This window comes from Escherichia sp. SCLE84 (assembly GCF_012584495.1).
In the GTDB taxonomy this organism is placed as follows: domain Bacteria; phylum Pseudomonadota; class Gammaproteobacteria; order Enterobacterales; family Enterobacteriaceae; genus ECMA0423.
Window position 1 is genome coordinate 1,604,221 of sequence record NZ_CP051430.1, and the last position, 19,873, is coordinate 1,624,093.

Genomic DNA, 19,873 nt, shown 5'->3' on the forward strand with positions numbered 1-19,873 from the left:
TTAGAGCTTTTAAACGCTGCTACTATACGCGCGCGATTGAGGTTTGGGAATGAGGGCAAGTTAAGGGAGCGTAAAAATTTATGGGCCTGGAGCGGCCCATAATTTTTTAAAGAGAATTCTGATTTAAAAGAAGAAGAAAATCAGCCCGACAATGAGAACAATATCGGCAAGCAATGGGCAAAAAATCCCTTGCCAAAGAACCTTCTGCGGACGAAAGCCCACGCCGTGAATCACACCAGCACAGACGGCCCACATCAGCAATAAACCATGCCAGATTTCCAGTTCACTGGTCTTCGCGGCAAAACGAGATGGGTCCCAAAACATACATCCTGCTAACAGAAGCGCCATCACGAAGGAAAGCGCCCGCAGGGGGCGCTTGTCCATTACCGCATACAAAGTCGCGATAATCTTACTCATCAGATGTCTTCTTGACCGGCTTTGCCTGATTCGACGTGTTCAAGCGCCAGCGCGGTGATTACCCCAAACGAACAGGCAAGAAGCGTTCCCAGAATCCATGCGAAATACCACATTTTTAGCTCCTTACTTAGTACAGAGAGTGGGTGTTACGTTCAATATCTTCTTTGGTGATACGACCGAACATTTTCCAGTAACACCAGGCGGTGTAGAGCAGAATGATCGGTACCAGAACCACCGCAACCCAGGTCATGACGTTAAGCGTCAGCTGGCTGGAAGTTGCATCCCACATTGTCAGACTTGCGTTCATCATGGTGCTGGACGGCATCACAAACGGGAACATTGCGATACCGGCTGTCAGGATGATGCAGGCCAGCGTCAGGGAGGAGAACACAAACGCCCACGCGGCTTTATCCATACGTGCAGTCAGGATGGTCAGCAGCGGCAGAACCACACCCAGTGCCGGAATAGCCCACAGAATTGGCGTGTTGTTGAAGTTAACCAGCCATGCGCCAGCTTCACGAACCACTTCTTTATTCAGTGGGTTAGAGGCTGCGTAATGGTCCATTGTCGATTTCACGACATAACCATCGATACCGTACATCACCCATACGCCAGCCAGTGCGAAACAGACCAGTGTCACCAGCGCAGCCACCTGAGCCGTTGCACGGGTACGCAGGTGCAGTTCGCCCACGGTACGCATTTGCAGATAGGTTGCGCCCTGAGTAATGATCATCCCTACGCTCACCACGCCTGCCAGCAGGCCGAACGGGTTAAGCAACTGGAAGAAGTTACCGGTGTAGTACAGACGCAGATATTCATCAACGTTGAACGGTACGCCCTGCAACAGGTTACCGAACGCTACACCAATTACCAGCGGCGGAACGAAGCTACCAATGAAGATGCCCCAGTCCCACATGTTACGCCAGCGGGTTTCTTCAATCTTGGAGCGGTAGTCAAAACCGACCGGACGGAAGAACAAAGACGCCAGCACGAGGATCATCGCCACATAGAAGCCGGAGAACGCAGCGGCATAGACCATCGGCCAGGCAGCAAAGAGTGCGCCGCCCGCGGTGATCAGCCAAACCTGGTTACCGTCCCAGTGTGGTGCAATGGAGTTAATCATAATTCGACGCTCGGTGTCGTTACGACCGAGGAAACGGGTGAGCATGCCCACCCCCATGTCGAAACCGTCAGTGACTGCAAAACCAATCAGCAGAACGCCAACCAGCAGCCACCAGATAAAACGCAATACTTCATAATCGATCATTTGACGACTCCTGTCTTAGCGTGCCGGCTGAGTAGTCGTGGAAGACTGCTCAAAGTGATAGCGACCGGTTTTCAGGCTGCTTGGGCCGAGGCGTGCAAATTTGAACATTAAGAACAATTCTGCCACCAGGAACAGGGTATACAGGCCGCAAATCAGCACCATTGAGAAGATGAGATCGCCTGCGGTCAGTGACGAGTTCGCCACAGCTGTCGGCAGCACTTCACCGATAGCCCACGGTTGGCGGCCATATTCAGCCACGAACCAGCCCGCTTCTACAGCAATCCACGGCAGCGGAATACCGTACAGCGCGGCGCGCAGAAGCCATTTTTTCTCGCCAATGCGGTTGCGGATGACACTCCAGAAAGAGAGCGCGATGATTGCCAGAAGCAGGAAGCCACACGCCACCATGATACGGAACGCAAAGTACAGCGGCGCTACACGCGGGATGGAGTCTTTGGTTGCCTGTTGAATCTGCGCTTCAGTCGCATCAGCCACGTTTGGCGTATAGCGTTTCAGCAGCAGACCGTAACCGAGGTCTTTCTTCATGCTATTGAACTGGTCACGAACCGCCTGGTCGGTAGAACCAGAACGCAGTTGTTCGAGCAGAGAGTACGCCTTCATCCCGTTACGAATGCGTTCTTCATGCTGCACCATCAGCTCTTTCAGGCCGATAACCGGGGTATCCACGGAACGCGTTGCAATGATGCCCAGTGCGTAAGGGATCTGAATCGCAAATTTGTTCGTCTCCTCTTCCTGATCAGGAATGCCGAACAGAGTAAAGGCAGCAGGCGCAGGTTGCGTTTCCCACTCGGCTTCAATAGCAGCCAGTTTGGTTTTCTGCACGTCGCCCATTTCGTAGCCGGATTCATCACCCAGAACAATAACAGACAGAACAGCAGCCATACCGAAGCTGGCAGCGATAGCAAAGGAGCGTTTAGCGAAGGCGAAGTCACGACCTTTCAGCATATACCATGCGCTGATACCGAGGATGAACATCGCGCCAGTCACATAACCAGACGCTACAGTGTGAACGAATTTCACCTGAGCAACCGGGTTAAGCACCAGCTCGGAGAAGCTCACCATCTCCATACGCATAGTTTCAAAGTTGAAATCGGACGCGATTGGGTTTTGCATCCAGCCGTTCGCAACCAGAATCCACAGTGCGGACAGGTTTGAACCGAGCGCCACCAGCCAGGTGACACACATATGCTGAACTTTACCCAGACGATCCCAACCGAAGAAGAACAGACCTACAAAGGTGGATTCGAGGAAGAAGGCCATCAGACCTTCGATTGCCAGCGGCGCACCGAAGATATCCCCTACATAGTGGGAATAGTAAGACCAGTTAGTCCCGAACTGGAACTCCATGGTCAGACCGGTAGCCACACCCAGAGCGAAGTTGATACCAAACAACTTGCCCCAGAACTTGGTCATATCTTTATAAATCTGTTTGCCGGAGAGGACGTAGACCGTTTCCATAATGGCCAGCAGGAACGCCATACCGAGCGTCAGTGGCACAAAAAGGAAGTGGTACATCGCGGTCAAGGCAAACTGTAAGCGCGACAGTTCGACTATATCTAACATCATGACTCCTTGCTCATCGCATGAAGACTCCGAGAGTGAACCCCGTTAGAAAGGGTCACACGCATGCCCCAATAGAAATTTGTTTGAACACTTTCATCATACCATGTGAATGCACACAAAAACGGCGTAAAGAAAGGTTGCAAACATGTTAATAAAAACTCAAATTGATCCCACGTATATATTACGCCGCAAAATCCTTACAATAAACAGGTTTTTGTTGAAGCAAATTTGCATTTTTCGACGGTGATCAATTTATAGCTAAATTACCGCCTTTCAGCCAATTTGATCGAGAACAATTTATCTCTTTTTGATGCCCATTTCCAAGACTTATACATTGATAAATATCAATTCCTACAAATTATGTTAATCATGTTTCAATAAGGTAACTTTAGTGACATTTATGTTTAAAATGTGTGAGTTATAAGGCTGAAATTAGTTTCGGTTGGCAATTAAAGATAAAAAGAGACGAAGCAAAAACAGCACGGTTGACCTTAATTCTTTTTTTGGTCACTGGCTAATACGACGCAGAGTTTCAGGATTACTAATAAAGGCATAAATCCACCCCGCTGATATTAACATTTAATTAACTTATAATTATATTATAATTAACTCACCCAGGGTTATTATTTTGTTAAAAATAAAGCCACATATACGTGGCTTGAGAGTGAAGATAAACGCAAAATTACCTGATGCGCTACGCTTGCCAGTGTCTACATCATCTCTGCAATATATTGAATTTGCCTGCTTTTGTAGACCGAATAAAGCGTTCATGCCGTATCCGGCATGAACAAAGCGCCCTTTGTCAACAATCTGGCCGCGCATATGTGGCTTCGGTTTGATTGCTATTCAGGCAAGCCGGTAACTGAACGTCCGTGACTGGCCGGGTAAAAAAGGCCCCGATAGATTTGAACCTTGATTTTCCTCGGTGGTAATGTGTTCATCCATCATCGTTTCTGAGCAAGAAATCACCTCGCGACTGAAAGCAACAGTCGCATCACAGGTTGCTGATTCAGCCGGATTAAACAGCCGTAAAATCACTTCTTGTCGGTCTTCAGCTTTCTTAAGTGCGCTTATCAGGCATCCCACTGGGGGCATTTTCAACAAACTATAACTTTCCGGCACGTTGAATCCGGCTTTGTTGAGCTTCATCGCATCCCATGGGATTTTGTTGTAACACTGTACTGGAGTCAGCCATGCTCGCGCCTGCTGAGCTACACCAGCGGCGGTTGGCGTACCGGTATAACTCAATAAACTTAGGCGACAAGAAAGCAGACCACGTAGTTGTGAGTCCGGGACTGGCATTTTAATTCCCGAAGGCCGCCCAGGCCTTAAAAACAGATCTTCTTTGCCCAGTAAGCCCACGCCACGCAGCAACGTAATGGCAAAGGTTTTCTTCTCTTCACCGATGACTTCAAATTCACGTAGCCCTTCGCTAAAGACAGCCATGCCGTTACGCCCTTCCTGTAAGGCTGCATAGTTGAGCATATTCCATACCGGAACCGGCGCTTCTTTCCAGCCTTCTTGCTGCCAGTTGTTCATTGCACTGTCGTTCACGGGGCCCGTTAGCGAACCAAACTGGGTATCTGCCAGAACACTATCGGTGTTAAAAGATGTAGGGATCAGGACGCGAAGGCGATGATCGTCAGCCTGGTTATCAAGGTTGATATCCACATCAATACGTCTGCTGTTATGACTCAGAGTGACAACCATCTCCACCCCTACTCTGCCCGTGGATTGCCGGACGCTTCGTTCCAACAAATTGAGCGGCACCGCCATGTCATAGCGGATAACAGCCCTGCTCTGCCAGGCCTCATGAGTAATCTCGCATTGCGGTTTCGCTGTTGCAGAAGTCATTACCCACTCTTCTTTTGCGGGTGAATAGTCATATTCATCACCATCATCAGAGCTTTCTTCAATTTGCAACACCCGGTCATAGCGCACACCGCTATCTTTATCTACCAGTTGTAGCGTTCCATCCTCATTGAGCGCAATTTGCCAGAAAGCATTTTCCAGTATCCCTTCAGCGTCACTTTTTGCCGCAATCACGTTGCCAGGCTGATTCGCTTCGATATAAAGCGTGCGATAGCCCATAGAAGGGACAATCTGGTTGATCTGTATATCAAACTCCATAAAGGGATCGTAATTACCGTAATGAACTATTTGCCGATCGATTAGGCCTGGATCGATCTCACGGGCATGGCGAATAAAATACGGTACAGGCTGACCGCGATCGTCTCGTAGATTAAACTGGCTGGCGCGCAGCCGCACAGTGGTGTTAATAACTTCTTCCCGCGGCCAGGGCATCAGGTTAAACAGCACGAGTTTGTCGGCATCACTCTGTGGCATGTTATCGGCAATTTTGCGCATGTAGAAACGCAGCAGATTATCCGCCATGTCTTCAGCCAGTTCGAAGCGGGCGACAATTTCGCGATGAACTTTGTCACTGCAACAACAACCGATACTGTCGTGGGCATGATTTTTTAAGATCTCTTTCCACATTTTCTCCAGCAAGCCGTGGTGGTATTCAAAACCCAACGTCCAGGCCAGCGTTGCCAGCGGTTCCAGCAGATTAACAATCTTATTTTCAATACGTGCGTGGGCAATTTTGATATCCATGCGCGTGGAACCGATGGTGCGATGTACGCGCATATATTTGCCATCGATAAATTCACCTTTCAGGGTGGCCAGACTTTCACGCTGCGCTTCGATCTTCTCAAATACCTCTTCAAAGCGGCTCATCACAAACTTACGTTGAGGGTAGATCTCACGTAGCTTATCCATCACTTCGAAGATATTTTGCTGCAATGGCATCTGGTCATGCCCATTCGGCAGCAAAATCTCTTTGGTTACAGACGCTTTTTCCAGCACGTCAAAATAACTGTCGAGGCGTTTACGTAATCCGTTTTCGTCGGCAGTTAAGTACTTACCGATGGCGTAGCCCAGCGGCAGCACCTGCGCCGTCACTTCGCTACCGTCACTGCTTTGCCACAAAAACTCGGTTTTATCAGTACCGTGGCGCTCCGAACATCCGCGCCAGAACATGGTGCGGGTAATGCCAAATCCATTGTAGATATGCGGCAGTTGCCCGGACATGCCAAAGGAATCTGGTAAATAACCTATTTTCATCGGCTCGCCAAACGAGAGGCAGTCACGCATTCCGTACATCAGATTACGGACGATGGATTCCGCAGAAACAATCGTGGTATCGGTCTGGGTATACCAGGGGCCGATAATCAACTTGCCGGCTTCTACCTGTTTCTTCACGCGGTCTTTGTTTTCCGGTTTCACCGCGAAATAATCTTCGAGGATCGCCGTTTGCCCGTCAAGTACGTAATATTTGTATTCGTTGTCCTGTTCCAGTCGGCACAGGATCTCTTCCATATTATTGACCAGCAGAATGCGTGACTCTTCGGTGGTGAAATACCACTCCCGATCCCAATGCATATGCGGGGTGATGTGAACGCGAGATACCGCTTTCATCGTCGTTTCCTTTTTGTTTATGGCATTACGCCATCAGTCAGATAGTTGCCATGCTTAACCGCGTGACGCCGCCCGCGCCATTATCATGAAGTAAAAAGAGCGAGAAAATGCCGGCACCGGGTGTCGAAAGGCCGATATTCATCGCACCGACAATAGCGCCCGTTACCATAGAGCCCAGCACAAACGAACCAATAACCCGCAGCGGATCTTCAATCGCCATCGGGATCGCCCCTTCGGTAATACCTGCCAGCCCTAACAGCCAGGTGGATTTCCCGGTCTCAATTTCAAACTCTTTAAACAGGCGCGGTGCGAGCATCGTGGAAGCGGTTACGGTAAATGCCGAAACCATTTTGACGGAGGCGAAAATGGCATACGGGCCGTAAACGCCGTTCGCCATTGCGCCCAGGCAGAATGCATAAGCGGCTTTGTTCACTGGCCCTCCAAGGTCAAAGGAACACATAAAACCGAGAATGGCACCCAGCAACAGCGCGTTACTTCCTGACAGACCGTTCAGCCAGGCGGTAAGCGAGTTATTGATCCAGGCGACAGGTTCTCCCACCACAAACAGCATCAGACTGCCCGCTCCCAACGTACCGAGCACCGGGTAGAGATAAAAAGTCAGGAATCCATTGAATTTACTGCTAAGACGCAAGTGATTTTTCACCCAGCGCATCAAGTAACCGGCTATCAATCCGCCAACGACCGCGCCGAGAAACCCGGAGCCGATCATGTTGGCGGCAAGTCCAGCCGCAAAGCCTGGCGCTAACGCCGGTTTATCTGCCAGAGAATAGGCGGTATAGGCCGCGAGCACCGGTACCATCAAAATTCCGAGCAGCCCGCCGCCCAGCTTGCGGTACATCCACAGCCAGGAGTTTTCTTCATTAAACAGATCTTGTAGCCCGAAGATTTGCGACAGTAATACCGCGACCGCCAGCACCGTGCCCCCCGCGACAATCAACGGTACGGCAAAAGAGATTCCGCTCAACAGTGCCTGTTTCAGCTCCGTTTTGACACTTTTCACCGGTTGCGTATCTTGCTGTACGGTACGCGTCTCATCGCTACGCTTGAGGGTAAGCGCTTGTTGGATCAACGCTTCTGCATGGCGAATCGGCTCGGCAACAGGCACTGAAAGCGCGGGAATGCCATTAAAACGCTCACTCTCCTTGATGGCGACTTCAGCCGCAAAAATACAGGCGGTTGCACTATTGAGTTGATCCGCCGTTAAACGCCCTTCAATGCCGTTAGCGCCTTGTTTTTCAACGTAAACATTTACGCCGAGTTTGCGTCCGGCTTTTTCCAGATATTCCGCAGCCATATAGGTGTGAGCAATACCCGCCGGACAGGCCGTTACGCAGACGATAGTTGGCGCGTTGGAAAAAGAGGCAGAAGGTTGCGTGCCTCCCTTGTCATCCAGCGCCGAGAGCAACTCATCAGGCGTCGTCGCCGACTGTATACGCGCCCGAATCTCATCATCCGCCAGGCGCGTGGTCAGCGCTGTCAGCAGTTGCATATGCGTAGTACCCGCTTCATTGGGGGGAATCGCCAGCAGCACCACTAAATCAACCGCTTCCGGGCCATCAACGCCTTCCCACTGAAGCGGCTCGCTGAGTGTGGCGACCGCAAACGCCGCTTCTTTTACCGCAGCAGTTTTGCCATGCGGCACAGCCAACCCTTCACCTAAGGCGGTCGGGCCAAGGCTTTCACGGCGATACACTTCTTCCAGAAATTGCTCAGTACTGGAAATTTTCCCCAGAGCAGCAAGACGTTGAGTCAACGCGTGGATGGCCTCTTCACGGCTGGTAAAGCGCGCATTCAGACACAACGCATCGCGGTGGGTCAGAGTCGTCAGATTCATCATGATCCTCACTTGATCGTTTTTATAGTCGCGCCAGTGTGCCCGATAAAACAATACCATTATGTGATCAATTTCACTTGGTTGAAATTATTTGTATTGTATTTGTATTATTTACAGGATGAATTTATCGGGCATAATGGCTAAATTCGTATTAATGAGATACTAAAAATGGGACACAAGCCCTTATACCGGCAGATTGCCGATCGCATTCGTGAACAAATTGCGCGTGGCGAGCTTAAACCTGGCGATGCGTTACCTACCGAATCGGCATTACAAACAGAGTTTGGCGTCAGCCGGGTTACGGTGCGTCAGGCTTTGCGCCAGTTAGTCGAGCAACAGATCCTCGAAAGCATTCAGGGCAGCGGGACTTACGTCAAAGAAGAGCGGGTCAATTACGATATTTTTCAGTTAACCAGTTTTGATGAAAAACTGTCAGACCGTCACGTCGATACACACAGTGAAGTCCTGATATTTGAAGTGATTCCGGCTGACGATTTTCTTCAGCAACAGCTACAAATCACCGCGCAGGATCGTGTGTGGCATGTGAAGCGCGTGCGCTATCGCAAGCAAAAGCCAATGGCGCTGGAAGAAACCTGGATGCCGCTTGCGTTGTTCCCGGATCTCACCTGGCAGGTCATGGAAAATTCAAAATATCACTTTATTGAAGAAGTGAAGAAAATGGTTATCGATCGTAGCGAACAGGAAATCATTCCTCTGATGCCAACCGAAGAGATGAGCCGTCTGCTTAATATCAGCCAGACAAAGCCGATTCTTGAAAAAGTATCGCGTGGATATTTAGTTGATGGTCGGGTGTTTGAATATAGCCGCAACGCTTTTAATACCGATGACTATAAATTTACCCTGATAGCGCAACGAAAATCATCGCGATAAGCACAAAAAAGGCCATCATACGATGGCCAACCATGTCGAAACCGACAGCCCTTCGCCATTCCTGTAGAGGGAAGCGGCGAGGGCTATTTCTTATTACAGATATTTATTTCAGAACAGTTTTCAGTGCTTCACCGATATCCGCCAGGCTGCGAACGGTTTTCACGCCTGCGGCTTCCAGAGCAGCGAATTTCTCATCCGCAGTCCCTTTCCCACCGGCAATGATGGCACCCGCGTGGCCCATACGTTTGCCTTTCGGCGCAGTCACACCAGCGATGTAACCCACAACTGGCTTGGTAACATGCTCTTTGATGTACGCTGCCGCTTCTTCTTCAGCGCTACCGCCGATCTCACCGATCATTACGATCGCTTCGGTCTGCGGATCTTTTTCGAACATTTCGAGAATGTCGATAAAGTTAGAGCCAGGGATCGGGTCACCGCCGATACCAACACAGGTCGACTGACCGAAACCGTAATCCGTGGTCTGTTTAACCGCTTCATAGGTCAGTGTACCGGAACGGGAAACGATACCCACTTTACCCGGTTTGTGAATGTGACCCGGCTGGATACCGATTTTGCATTCACCCGGAGTGATAACGCCCGGGCAGTTCGGGCCGATCATACGAACGCCGGCTTCGTCCAGTTTCACTTTCACAGTCAGCATATCCAGCGTCGGGATGCCTTCAGTGATGGTGATAATCAGTTTGATGCCTGCATCAATAGCTTCCAGAATGGAGTCTTTGCAGAACGGTGCTGGTACGTAGATAACAGAAGCGGTAGCGCCAGTAGCAGCAACAGCTTCACGCACGGTGTTGAACACCGGCAGGCCGAGGTGGGTAGTACCGCCTTTACCTGGGGTTACGCCGCCAACCATTTTAGTGCCGTATGCAATGGCCTGTTCTGAGTGGAAAGTCCCCTGGCTACCAGTAAAGCCCTGGCAGATAACCTTGGTGTTTTTATCAATTAAAATGGACATTATTTCCCCTCCACTGCGGCAACAACCTGCTGAGCTGCATCCGTCAGACCTTTTGCTGCAATAATATTCAGGCCGCTGTCAGCCAGTTTCTTCGCGCCGAGTTCGGCGTTGTTACCTTCCAGACGTACCACGACCGGTACGTTAACACCCACTTCTGCTACCGCGCCGATGATACCGTCAGCGATCAGGTCGCAACGAACGATACCGCCGAAGATGTTAACCAGAACGGCTTTCACTTTGTCGTCAGAGAGGATGATTTTGAACGCTTCGGTTACACGTTCTTTGGTTGCGCCGCCGCCAACGTCAAGGAAGTTAGCCGGTTCGCCGCCGTGCAGTTTAACGATGTCCATCGTACCCATCGCCAGACCTGCGCCGTTAACCATACAACCGATGTTACCGTCCAGCGCAACGTAGTTCAGTTCCCACTGTGCAGCCTGTGCTTCACGCGGATCTTCCTGCGACTGGTCACGCATTTCGCGCAGATCAGGCTGGCGGAACAGTGCGTTGCCGTCAGCGCCCAGTTTGCCGTCGAGGCAAATCAGATCGCCCTGTTTGGTGATGACCAGCGGGTTGATTTCGATCAACGCCAGGTCGCGCTCCAGGAAAATGGTCGCCAGGCCCATGAAGATTTTGGTGAACTGCTGAACCAGTTTACCTTCCAGACCCAGTTTGAACGCCAGCTCGCGTCCCTGATACGGCATCGGGCCTGTCAGCGGATCAAGCGCAACTTTATGGATCAGGTGCGGAGTTTCTTCCGCCACTTTTTCGATTTCCACGCCGCCTTCGGTGGAGGCCATAAAGACCACGCGACGGGAACTACGGTCTACAACGGCACCGAGATACAGCTCTTTAGCGATATCGGTCGCTGCTTCAACCAGAATCTGGTTAACCGGTTGGCCATTGGCATCTGTTTGATACGTTACCAGACGCTTGCCGAGCCAGTTTTCTGCAAAAGCACGGATGTCTTCTTTGCTGTTTACAACTTTCACACCGCCCGCTTTACCGCGGCCACCAGCGTGAACCTGACATTTCACTACCCACGGGCCGGCACCGATTTTTGAAGCGGCTTCTTCTGCTTCGCGCGGAGTAGTACAGGCATAACCCACCGGTGCTGGTAAGCCATAGCGGGCAAAAAGTTGTTTTGCCTGATATTCATGTAAGTTCATGTGTTCTGTCCATCCTTCAGTAATCGTTATCTTTTAAACCGTAGACCGACACCCTATCCACGTCGGTCTACAGTGCAGGTGAAGCTTAAACTACTACACGTCCAGCAGCAGACGCGTCGGATCTTCCAGCAACTCTTTGATCGTTACCAGGAAGCCCACGGATTCGCGACCATCGATCAGACGGTGATCGTAGGACAGCGCCAGGTACATCATCGGCAGGATCTCAACCTGACCATTCACCGCCATCGGACGATCTTTGATAGCGTGCATACCCAGAATTGCGCTCTGCGGCGGGTTGATGATCGGCGTAGACATCAGGGAACCGAACACACCACCGTTGGTGATGGTGAAGTTACCACCGGTCAGATCTTCAACGGTCAGCTTGCCGTCACGGCCTTTGACTGCCAGCTCTTTGATTTTCTTCTCGATGTCTGCCATGCCGAGGGTATCGACATCACGCAGTACCGGTGTCACCAGGCCGCGCGGCGTAGAAACCGCCATGCTGACGTCGAAATAGTTGTGGTAAACCACGTCATCGCCGTCGATAGACGCGTTCACTTCCGGGTAACGTTTCAGGGCTTCAACCACCGCTTTCACGTAGAAGGACATAAAGCCCAGACGGATGCCGTGGCGTTTTTCAAACGCTTCACCGTACTGCTTACGCAGATCCATAATCGGCTTCATGTTGACTTCGTTGAACGTGGTCAGCATGGCGGTGGAGTTTTTCGCTTCCAGCAGACGCTCTGCCACACGCTTACGCAGGCGAGTCATCGGGACACGTTTTTCACTACGTGCAGCCAGAGCCGGTTGCGCCGCCGGATCAGCCGCTGCCGGAGCAGACTCTTTCGCCGGGGCTTTCGCCAGATGTTTTTCCACATCTTCACGAGTCAGACGACCACCCACACCGGTGCCTTTAATGGCGCTGGCGTCGAGATTGTGTTCAGCCAGCAGGCGACGGATCGCCGGGCTTAACGCATCGTTGTTTTGCTCTTCCAGAGACGCCTGCTGGCGTTGCGCCGGAGTGGACGCTTTCTCTTCAGATTTGGCGCTGGTTTCTTTACCGGCGCTGTTGCCTTCACGCAGGCGACCAAGGATCTGACGAGACGTTACCGTTGTACCTTCATCTTCCAGAACCGCATCCAGAATGCCGTCTGCTGATGCCGGTACTTCCAGTACCACTTTGTCAGTTTCGATTTCTACCAGCACTTCATCACGTACGACTGCGTCGCCGGGTTTTTTATGCCAGGTTGCGACGGTGGCATCGGCTACGGATTCAGGCAGGTCAGGGACCAGAATATCTACGCTACTCATTGTGTATCCTTTATTTATTCGACGTTCAGCGCGTCATTAACCAGATCTTGTTGCTGTTTCTGGTGAACGGACATATACCCTACCGCCGGAGAGGCGGAGGCCGGGCGGCCTGCATAACGCAGAGAAGCCCCAAACGGAATCACTTCACGGAAATGATGCTGGCTGCAGTACCATGCGCCCTGGTTGAGCGGCTCTTCCTGGCACCAGACAAAATCCTTGACGTGAGCAAACTGCTGCAACACTTCCTGCATCGCTTTATGCGGGAACGGGTAGAGTTGCTCGATACGCACAATGGCGACATCGTGTTGATTGTTCTTACGACGCTGTTCCAGCAGGTCGTAATAAACCTTACCAGAACACATTACTACGCGCTTCACGCCCTTCGGATCAAGCTCGTCGATTTCACCGATGGCTGGCAGGAAGGTGCCGTTCGCCAGTTCTTCGAGGCTGGAAACCGCCAGCGGATGACGCAGCAGGGATTTCGGCGACATCACGACCAGCGGACGACGCATCCCGCGCAGCGCCTGACGACGCAGCATGTGGTAAACCTGTGCCGGGGTAGACGGTACGCAAACCTGCATGTTTTGCTCAGCACAAAGTTGCAGATAACGTTCCAGACGCGCGGAGGAGTGCTCCGGCCCCTGCCCTTCGTAACCGTGCGGCAGCAACATCACCAGACCACACATCCGGCCCCATTTCTGCTCGCCAGAGGAGATGAACTGGTCGATAACCACCTGCGCACCGTTGGCGAAGTCACCGAACTGCGCTTCCCAGATAGTCAGAGTGCGTGGTTCTGCGGTGGCATAACCGTATTCAAACGCCAGCACTGCTTCTTCAGACAGAACGGAGTCCCAGACACGGAACGCGCCCTGGCCGTTATGAATATGTTGCAGCGGCGTGTAAGTGGAACCGTTAGACTGGTTGTGGATCACCGCGTGGCGGTGGAAGAAGGTACCGCGACCGGAGTCTTCACCCGACAGGCGAACCGGAATGCCTTCGTCAACCAGCGTGGCGTAAGCGAGGTTTTCCGCACCGCCCCAGTCGAACAGTTTCTCACCGGCAGCCATCGCCTGGCGATCGCCATAAATCTTGGCAACGCGAGACTGCATTTCAACTGCTTCCGGCACCGTGCTGATGCGTTTCGCCAGCTCCTGCAGGCGCTTCATCTCAACTTTGTTCGGGTACTCTTCGTCCCATTCGTGGTTGAGGTACGGCGACCAGGTGAAAGAGTGCATGTTCATCGGACGCCACTCTGCCACTACGCAATCGCCAGCATCCAGCGCATCGCGGTACAGGTTAACCATCTCGGTGGCATCTTCCAGCGTCGCGACTTTTTCCTGCTCCAGCTTGTCAGCGTAGATTTTGCGCGGTGTCGGATGTTTTTTGATTTTCTGATACATCAGCGGCTGGGTTGCGCTCGGCTCGTCGGCTTCGTTGTGGCCGTGACGGCGGTAGCACACCAGGTCGATGAAGACATCACGTTTAAAGGTGTTACGGAAATCGAGCGCCAGACGGGTCACAAAGGCAACGGCTTCCGGATCATCCGCGTTAACGTGGAAAATCGGTGCCTGAACCATCTTACCGATATCAGTACAGTACGGTGTAGAACGAGCATCCAGCGGATTAGAGGTGGTGAAACCAACCTGGTTGTTGATAACGATACGTACCGTACCGCCAACTTCATAACCACGCGCTTTCGACATGTTCAGAGTTTCCTGAACCACACCCTGCCCGGTCACTGCGGCGTCACCGTGGATGGTGATTGGCAGCACTTTGTTGCTGCTCGGCTCATCAAGTCTGTCCAGACGGGCACGAACAGAACCGATAACTACCGGGCTTACAATCTCAAGGTGAGACGGGTTAAACGCCAGCGCCAGGTGCACCAGGCCGCCATCGGTCTGGAAGTCAGACGAGAAGCCCATGTGGTATTTCACGTCACCCGTGCCGAGGTGTTCTTTATGTTTACCGGCGAACTCGTCGAACAAGTCTTGCGGTTTTTTACCCAGCACGTTCACCAGCACGTTCAGACGACCACGGTGCGCCATCCCGAGAACCACTTCGCGGGTGCCGCTGTTGCCAGCGTGGCGGATCATCTCTTTAAGCATCGGGATTAACGCGTCACCGCCTTCCAGCGAGAAGCGTTTTGCGCCAGGGAATTTTGCGCCGAGGTAACGTTCAAGGCCTTCAGCGGCGGTCAGTTCGCTTAAGAAGCGTTTTTTCTCTTCGCTATTGAAAGTCGCGCGACCAGACTCGATACGCTGTTGGATCCAGCGTTTTTCTTCGGTGCTGGTGATGTGCATATACTCGGCACCAATCGGGCCGCAGTAGGTTTGCTTGAGGGCTTCCAGCAGCTCGCCGAGTTTCATGGTTTCTTTGCCGCTGGCAAATGAACCGACGTTGAAGGTCTCCTGGAAGTCTGCTTCGGTCAGATCGTGGAAAGACGGATCCAGATCGGCCACTTTATCTTGCTGCCACAGTCCCAGCGGATCGAGATTCGCATGCTGGTGACCACGGAAGCGGTATGCGTTAATGAGCTGCAGGACTTTTACCTGCTTCACATTGGTGTCAGGGTCGGAGATCGTTGAAGAGTAACGTGAAGCGTCTTTCGCCAGGCGGCGGAAATATTCACGCGTTTGAGAGTGGAATTGATCCGGTTTGACTCCCGTACCAGGTAACTGCTGGAACGTCGAACGCCAGTTAGCGTCAACCGAGTCAGGATCGGTTAAGAAGTCTTCATAGAGCTGTTCTATCCAGCTCTGGTTTGCGCCAGAGAGGTAAGAAGAGTCCAACCAGGCTTTCAAAGCGCTGTTCTGCATCGTGATCCCTTAAGCATCTTTTTTATGCTTACTTCGCCGTGGATACTACCACGCACAGTTATGTGCGTGCCGGGGTTCACTTGCGAGCTCTTGTCTACGTAGTGGCTCGCGAAGGAACCTTTAAAAACTGTCTTAGTGTCAGGGGCAGTTTTTAAAGATTTCCTGAATAGCCGGGGGATTTCCCCGGCATCAACATTTAATTACGCATTACGTTGCAACAACATCGACTTGATATGGCCGATGGCGCGCGTCGGGTTCAGCCCCTTCGGACATACACTGACGCAGTTCATGATGCTGTGACAGCGGAATACACTGAATGCATCGCTCAAACCGTCGAGGCGGCTGTCAGTCTCGGTATCACGGCTATCGATCAGGAAACGATATGCCGCTAACAAGCCTGCCGGGCCGATAAACTTATCGGGATTCCACCAGAAAGACGGACAAGAGGTTGAACAACATGCGCAGAGAATACATTCATACAGCCCGTCGAGTTTTTCGCGCTGCTCTGGCATCTGTAAATGCTCGCGAGCTGGCGGATTTTGTCCATTATTCAACAGGTAAGGCTTAATTTTCTCATATTGCGCATAGAATTGTCCCATGTCTACCACCAAATCGCGGATCACCGGTAAACCTGGCAGCGGGCGAATCACAATCTTCTTGCCCGGCTGGTTGAGTGCCGAAATCGGGGTAATACAGGCCAGACCATTCTTGCCGTTCATGTTCAGACCGTCGGAACCGCACACACCTTCACGGCAGGAGCGGCGGAACGACAGGCTGGGATCTTTCTCTTTCAGCTGGATAAGCGCATCCAGCAACATCATGTCGCGACCTTCTTCCGCTTCCAGGGTGTAATCCTGCATACGCGGAGCATCATCAACATCCGGGTTATAGCGATAAATTGAAAACTCGAGTCTCATTTTCCTGTCTCCGCATTAGTAAGTACGAATCTTCGGCGGGAATGCCGGGCGCAGTTTCGGTTCCATGTTGACGCTTCGGCGCGTCATGGATTCCGACTCTGGCAGATACAGGGAGTGGCACAGCCAGTTTTCATCATCACGATCCGGGAAGTCGAAGCGGCTATGCGCGCCACGGCTTTCGGTACGGAAGTTGGCAGAAACAGCCGTTGCATACGCCGTTTCCATCAGGTTATCCAGTTCCAGGCACTCAACGCGCTGGGTGTTGAACTCGCTGGAAGTGTCATCCAGACGGGCATTTTTCAGACGCTCGCGGATAACTTTCAACTGCTCAAGCCCTTTCGCCATCGCATCACCTTCACGGAAGACCGAGAAGTTATGCTGCATACATTCTTGCAGCGCTTTACGAATCGCCACCGGATCTTCACCGTTACGATTATTGTTCCAGCGGTTCAGACGATCCAGAGATGCTTCAACATCAGACTCGCTGGCATCGCGCAATGCGCCCTGCTCGGCGATAGACTCTTGCAGATGCAGACCCGCTGCGCGACCAAAGACCACCAGGTCCAGCAGCGAGTTGCCGCCCAGACGGTTAGCGCCGTGTACCGATACACAAGCGATTTCACCAACGGCAAACAGCCCCGGAACAACCACATCTTCGCCTTTCTCGTTCACCGTCAGCGCCTGACCGGTCACTTTGGTCGGAATACCACCCATCATGTAGTGACAGGTTGGGATAACCGGAATCGGCTCTTTCACCGGATCAACGTGAGCGAAGGTACGGGAGAGTTCCAGAATACCCGGCAGACGGGATTCGAGAACTTCTTTACCCAGGTGGTCGAGTTTCAGTTTCGCATGTGGCCCCCACGGACCATCACAGCCGCGACCTTCACGGATTTCAATCATGATGGAACGCGCCACCACGTCACGGCCCGCCAGGTCTTTGGCGTTCGGCGCATAACGCTCCATAAAGCGTTCGCCATGTTTGTTCAGCAGATAACCGCCTTCACCACGGCAACCTTCGGTGACCAGTACGCCCGCACCGGCAATACCGGTCGGGTGGAACTGCCACATTTCCATATCCTGCACCGGTACGCCTGCGCGGATAGCCATGCCGACGCCGTCGCCAGTGTTAATGTGGGCGTTAGTGGTGGACTGATAAATACGCCCTGCCCCGCCAGTCGCCAGCACGGTAGCGCGGGCTTTGAAATAAACCACTTCACCGGTTTCGATGCACAGTGCGGTACAACCCACCACCGCGCCATCCTGGTTTTTCACCAGATCCAGCGCATACCACTCGGAGAAAATGGTGGTGTGGTTTTTCAGGTTCTGCTGATAAAGCGTGTGCAACAGTGCGTGACCGGTACGGTCAGCCGCCGCCGCAGTGCGTGCCGCCTGCTCGCCGCCGAAGTTTTTCGACTGACCGCCAAACGGACGTTGATAGATACGACCATCATCAAGACGCGAGAACGGCAGGCCCATGTGTTCGAGTTCCAGAATCGCTTCCGGCCCGGTTTTACACATATATTCAATCGCGTCCTGGTCACCGATATAGTCCGACCCTTTTACGGTGTCGTACATATGCCATTCCCAGTTATCTTCATGGGTATTACCCAGCGCAACGGTAATGCCGCCTTGCGCAGAAACGGTATGGGAACGGGTCGGGAAGACTTTAGAGAGCAGCGCACAGGTCTGGCCGCTCTGGGAAATTTGCAGCGCCGCGCGCATACCTGCGCCACCGGCACCAATCACAACTGCATCAAATTCTCTGACTGGCAATTTCATCACACACCCCACACCACAACGAATCCATAAATCACGTAAACCACCAGTGCAACGACAATCACCAGTTGCAGCATCAGGCGCAATGCCAGCGGTTTAACGTAGTCGGTCAACACCTGCCACATGCCGATCCAGGCATGAATCAAGATAGAAAACAGCGCCAGCAGGGTGAACACTTTGGTGAACGCAGAGGCGAAGAAACCGATCCAGACTTCATATGTCAGTTCGCCACTGGTGGCGAAAAAACCGACCATATAAATGATGTAGAGCGTCAGGACGATAGCGGTAGCGCGAACGAGGATGAAATCATGTACGCCATTGCGTCCTAATGCGGAGGCGTTGCTTACCATACGAGGACTCCTGCGAGAAGTGAAAGCACGACAGTAATAACAAAGGAGATTTTGGCGGAGCGTTTACCCGCTTCGAATGTTTCTTCCAGATAGCCAAAATCCATCATCATGTGGCGAATACCTACGACGACGTGATACGCCAGAGCGGTAAGGATGCCCCACATGATAAATTTGACGAAGAAGCTGCCCATAATCGCGGAAGCTTGCTCGAAACCTTCAGGGGAAGAGAGGCTGGTACCCAGAAGCCACAGCAGGATGCCCACTGCAACAAAGGTGATCACACCGGAAACGCGATGGAGAATGGACGCTATCGCCGTGATGGGGAACCGGATGGTCTGTAGGTCCAGATTAACAGGTCTTTGTTTTTTCACATTTCTTATCATGAATAACGCCCACATGCTGTTCTTATTATTCCCTGGGGACTACGGGCACAGAGGTTAACTTTCTGTTACCTGGAGACGTCGGGATTTCCTTCCTCCGGTCTGCTTGCGGGTCAGACAGCGTCCTTTCTATAACTGCGCGTCATGCAAAACACTGCTTCCAGATGCGAAAACGACACGTTACAACGCTGGGTGGCTCGGGATTGCAGGGTGTTCCGGAGACCTGGCGGCAGTATAGGCTGTTCACAAAATCATTACAATTAACCTACATATAGTTTGTCGGGTTTTATCCTGAACAGTGATCCAGGTCACGATAACAACATTTATTTAATTTTTAATCATCTAATTTGACAATCATTCAACAAAGTTGTTACAAACATTACCAGGAAAAGCATATAATGCGTAAAAGTTATGAAGTCGGTATTTCACCTAAGATTAACTTATGTAACAGTGTGGAAGTATTGACCAATTCATTCGGGACAGTTATTAGTGGTAGACAAGTTTAATAATTCGGATTGCTAAGTACTTGATTCGCCATTTATTCGTCATCAATGGATCCTTTACCTGCAAGCGCCCAGAGCTCTGTACCCAGGTTTTCCCCTCTTTCACAGAGCGGCGAGCCAAATAACAAACGGGTAAAGCCAGGTTGATGTGCGAAGGCAAATTTAAGTTCCGGCAGTCTTACGT

General features: G+C 51.8%; 15 protein-coding genes and 1 pseudogene. 2 read left to right on the forward strand and 14 right to left on the reverse strand.

Features of this window, described 5'->3' with window-relative positions:
• Positions 1–123: 123 nt before the first annotated feature.
• The 6 genes and pseudogenes from ybgE to mngA all read right to left on the reverse strand — a co-directional run bounded on the left by ybgE (position 124) and on the right by mngA (position 8,603).
• Entirely contained in the window at positions 124–417 is a 294-nt protein-coding gene (gene ybgE / locus HGD79_RS08035) for a cyd operon protein YbgE (protein ID WP_000034602.1), read from the reverse strand.
• The gene (gene cydX / locus HGD79_RS08040; RefSeq protein ID WP_000270282.1) at positions 417–530 is read right to left on the reverse strand and encodes a cytochrome bd-I oxidase subunit CydX; all 114 of its coding nucleotides are present in this window, start codon (positions 528–530) and stop codon (positions 417–419) included. Before cydX ends, ybgE begins: the two co-directional genes overlap by 1 nt.
• A gap of 14 nt (positions 531–544) precedes the next feature.
• A complete protein-coding gene (gene cydB, locus HGD79_RS08045) occupies positions 545–1,684 on the reverse strand; it encodes a cytochrome d ubiquinol oxidase subunit II (protein WP_000568275.1) in 1,140 nt (379 codons plus the stop codon).
• Positions 1,685–1,699: 15 nt separating this feature from the next.
• Positions 1,700–3,268 carry a cytochrome ubiquinol oxidase subunit I gene (cydA, locus tag HGD79_RS08050; protein ID WP_000884361.1) on the reverse strand — a complete coding sequence of 523 codons (1,569 nt, stop codon included), beginning with the start codon at positions 3,266–3,268 and terminating at the stop codon, positions 1,700–1,702.
• Positions 3,269–4,114: 846 nt separating this feature from the next.
• Positions 4,115–6,748 (reverse strand): mannosylglycerate hydrolase, encoded by a 2,634-nt coding sequence (gene mngB, locus HGD79_RS08055; protein WP_168848353.1) that lies wholly within the window; start codon positions 6,746–6,748, stop codon positions 4,115–4,117.
• Positions 6,749–6,765: 17 nt separating this feature from the next.
• Positions 6,766–8,603, reverse strand: a pseudogene (gene mngA, locus HGD79_RS08060) (PTS 2-O-a-mannosyl-D-glycerate transporter subunit IIABC).
• Between the two features lie 168 nt (positions 8,604–8,771).
• Between mngA and mngR the strand changes: the two are divergent.
• Positions 8,772–9,494, forward strand: coding sequence for a mannosyl-D-glycerate transport/metabolism system transcriptional repressor MngR (gene mngR, locus HGD79_RS08065; RefSeq protein WP_000509899.1), 723 nt, complete (start codon positions 8,772–8,774; stop codon positions 9,492–9,494).
• Positions 9,495–9,597: 103 nt separating this feature from the next.
• Here mngR and sucD read toward each other — a convergent pair whose 3' ends face one another.
• From sucD to sdhC, 8 genes are all read right to left on the reverse strand, one after another.
• Positions 9,598–10,467, reverse strand: coding sequence for a succinate--CoA ligase subunit alpha (sucD, locus tag HGD79_RS08070; RefSeq protein WP_000025458.1), 870 nt, complete (start codon positions 10,465–10,467; stop codon positions 9,598–9,600).
• A complete protein-coding gene (gene sucC / locus HGD79_RS08075; RefSeq protein WP_001048602.1) occupies positions 10,467–11,633 on the reverse strand; it encodes an ADP-forming succinate--CoA ligase subunit beta in 1,167 nt (388 codons plus the stop codon). Before sucC ends, sucD begins: the two co-directional genes overlap by 1 nt.
• Before the next feature lie 93 nt (positions 11,634–11,726).
• The gene (odhB, locus tag HGD79_RS08080; RefSeq protein WP_000099834.1) at positions 11,727–12,944 is read right to left on the reverse strand and encodes a 2-oxoglutarate dehydrogenase complex dihydrolipoyllysine-residue succinyltransferase; all 1,218 of its coding nucleotides are present in this window, start codon (positions 12,942–12,944) and stop codon (positions 11,727–11,729) included.
• Between the two features lie 14 nt (positions 12,945–12,958).
• On the reverse strand, positions 12,959–15,760 hold the full coding sequence (sucA, locus tag HGD79_RS08085; RefSeq protein ID WP_001181473.1) for a 2-oxoglutarate dehydrogenase E1 component: 2,802 nt from the start codon (positions 15,758–15,760) through the stop codon (positions 12,959–12,961).
• Between the two features lie 200 nt (positions 15,761–15,960).
• Positions 15,961–16,677 (reverse strand): succinate dehydrogenase iron-sulfur subunit SdhB, encoded by a 717-nt coding sequence (sdhB, locus tag HGD79_RS08090; RefSeq protein ID WP_001235263.1) that lies wholly within the window; start codon positions 16,675–16,677, stop codon positions 15,961–15,963.
• Positions 16,678–16,692: 15 nt separating this feature from the next.
• Positions 16,693–18,459, reverse strand: coding sequence for a succinate dehydrogenase flavoprotein subunit (sdhA, locus tag HGD79_RS08095; protein ID WP_000775540.1), 1,767 nt, complete (start codon positions 18,457–18,459; stop codon positions 16,693–16,695).
• Positions 18,459–18,806, reverse strand: coding sequence for a succinate dehydrogenase membrane anchor subunit (gene sdhD, locus HGD79_RS08100; RefSeq protein ID WP_000254365.1), 348 nt, complete (start codon positions 18,804–18,806; stop codon positions 18,459–18,461). The genes sdhA and sdhD overlap by 1 nt, the downstream gene beginning before the upstream one ends.
• Positions 18,800–19,204 (reverse strand): succinate dehydrogenase cytochrome b556 subunit, encoded by a 405-nt coding sequence (gene sdhC, locus HGD79_RS08105; protein WP_000263347.1) that lies wholly within the window; start codon positions 19,202–19,204, stop codon positions 18,800–18,802. The genes sdhD and sdhC overlap by 7 nt, the downstream gene beginning before the upstream one ends.
• Before the next feature lie 380 nt (positions 19,205–19,584).
• Between sdhC and HGD79_RS08110 the strand changes: the two genes are divergently transcribed.
• Positions 19,585–19,692 (forward strand): hypothetical protein, encoded by a 108-nt coding sequence (locus tag HGD79_RS08110; protein ID WP_001305582.1) that lies wholly within the window; start codon positions 19,585–19,587, stop codon positions 19,690–19,692.
• Positions 19,693–19,873: the final 181 nt, after the last annotated feature.

Coding starts and splice junctions, on each gene's coding strand:
- ybgE (WP_000034602.1), bottom strand. CDS start 417: ATGAGTAAGATTATCGCGACTTTGTATGCGGTAATGGACAAGCGCCCC.
- cydX (WP_000270282.1), bottom strand. CDS start 530: ATGTGGTATTTCGCATGGATTCTGGGAACGCTTCTTGCCTGTTCGTTT.
- cydB (WP_000568275.1), bottom strand. CDS start 1,684: ATGATCGATTATGAAGTATTGCGTTTTATCTGGTGGCTGCTGGTTGGC.
- cydA (WP_000884361.1), bottom strand. CDS start 3,268: ATGTTAGATATAGTCGAACTGTCGCGCTTACAGTTTGCCTTGACCGCG.
- mngB (WP_168848353.1), bottom strand. CDS start 6,748: ATGAAAGCGGTATCTCGCGTTCACATCACCCCGCATATGCATTGGGAT.
- mngR (WP_000509899.1), top strand. CDS start 8,772: ATGGGACACAAGCCCTTATACCGGCAGATTGCCGATCGCATTCGTGAA.
- sucD (WP_000025458.1), bottom strand. CDS start 10,467: ATGTCCATTTTAATTGATAAAAACACCAAGGTTATCTGCCAGGGCTTT.
- sucC (WP_001048602.1), bottom strand. CDS start 11,633: ATGAACTTACATGAATATCAGGCAAAACAACTTTTTGCCCGCTATGGC.
- odhB (WP_000099834.1), bottom strand. CDS start 12,944: ATGAGTAGCGTAGATATTCTGGTCCCTGACCTGCCTGAATCCGTAGCC.
- sucA (WP_001181473.1), bottom strand. CDS start 15,760: ATGCAGAACAGCGCTTTGAAAGCCTGGTTGGACTCTTCTTACCTCTCT.
- sdhB (WP_001235263.1), bottom strand. CDS start 16,677: ATGAGACTCGAGTTTTCAATTTATCGCTATAACCCGGATGTTGATGAT.
- sdhA (WP_000775540.1), bottom strand. CDS start 18,459: ATGAAATTGCCAGTCAGAGAATTTGATGCAGTTGTGATTGGTGCCGGT.
- sdhD (WP_000254365.1), bottom strand. CDS start 18,806: ATGGTAAGCAACGCCTCCGCATTAGGACGCAATGGCGTACATGATTTC.
- sdhC (WP_000263347.1), bottom strand. CDS start 19,204: ATGTGGGCGTTATTCATGATAAGAAATGTGAAAAAACAAAGACCTGTT.
- HGD79_RS08110 (WP_001305582.1), top strand. CDS start 19,585: ATGCGTAAAAGTTATGAAGTCGGTATTTCACCTAAGATTAACTTATGT.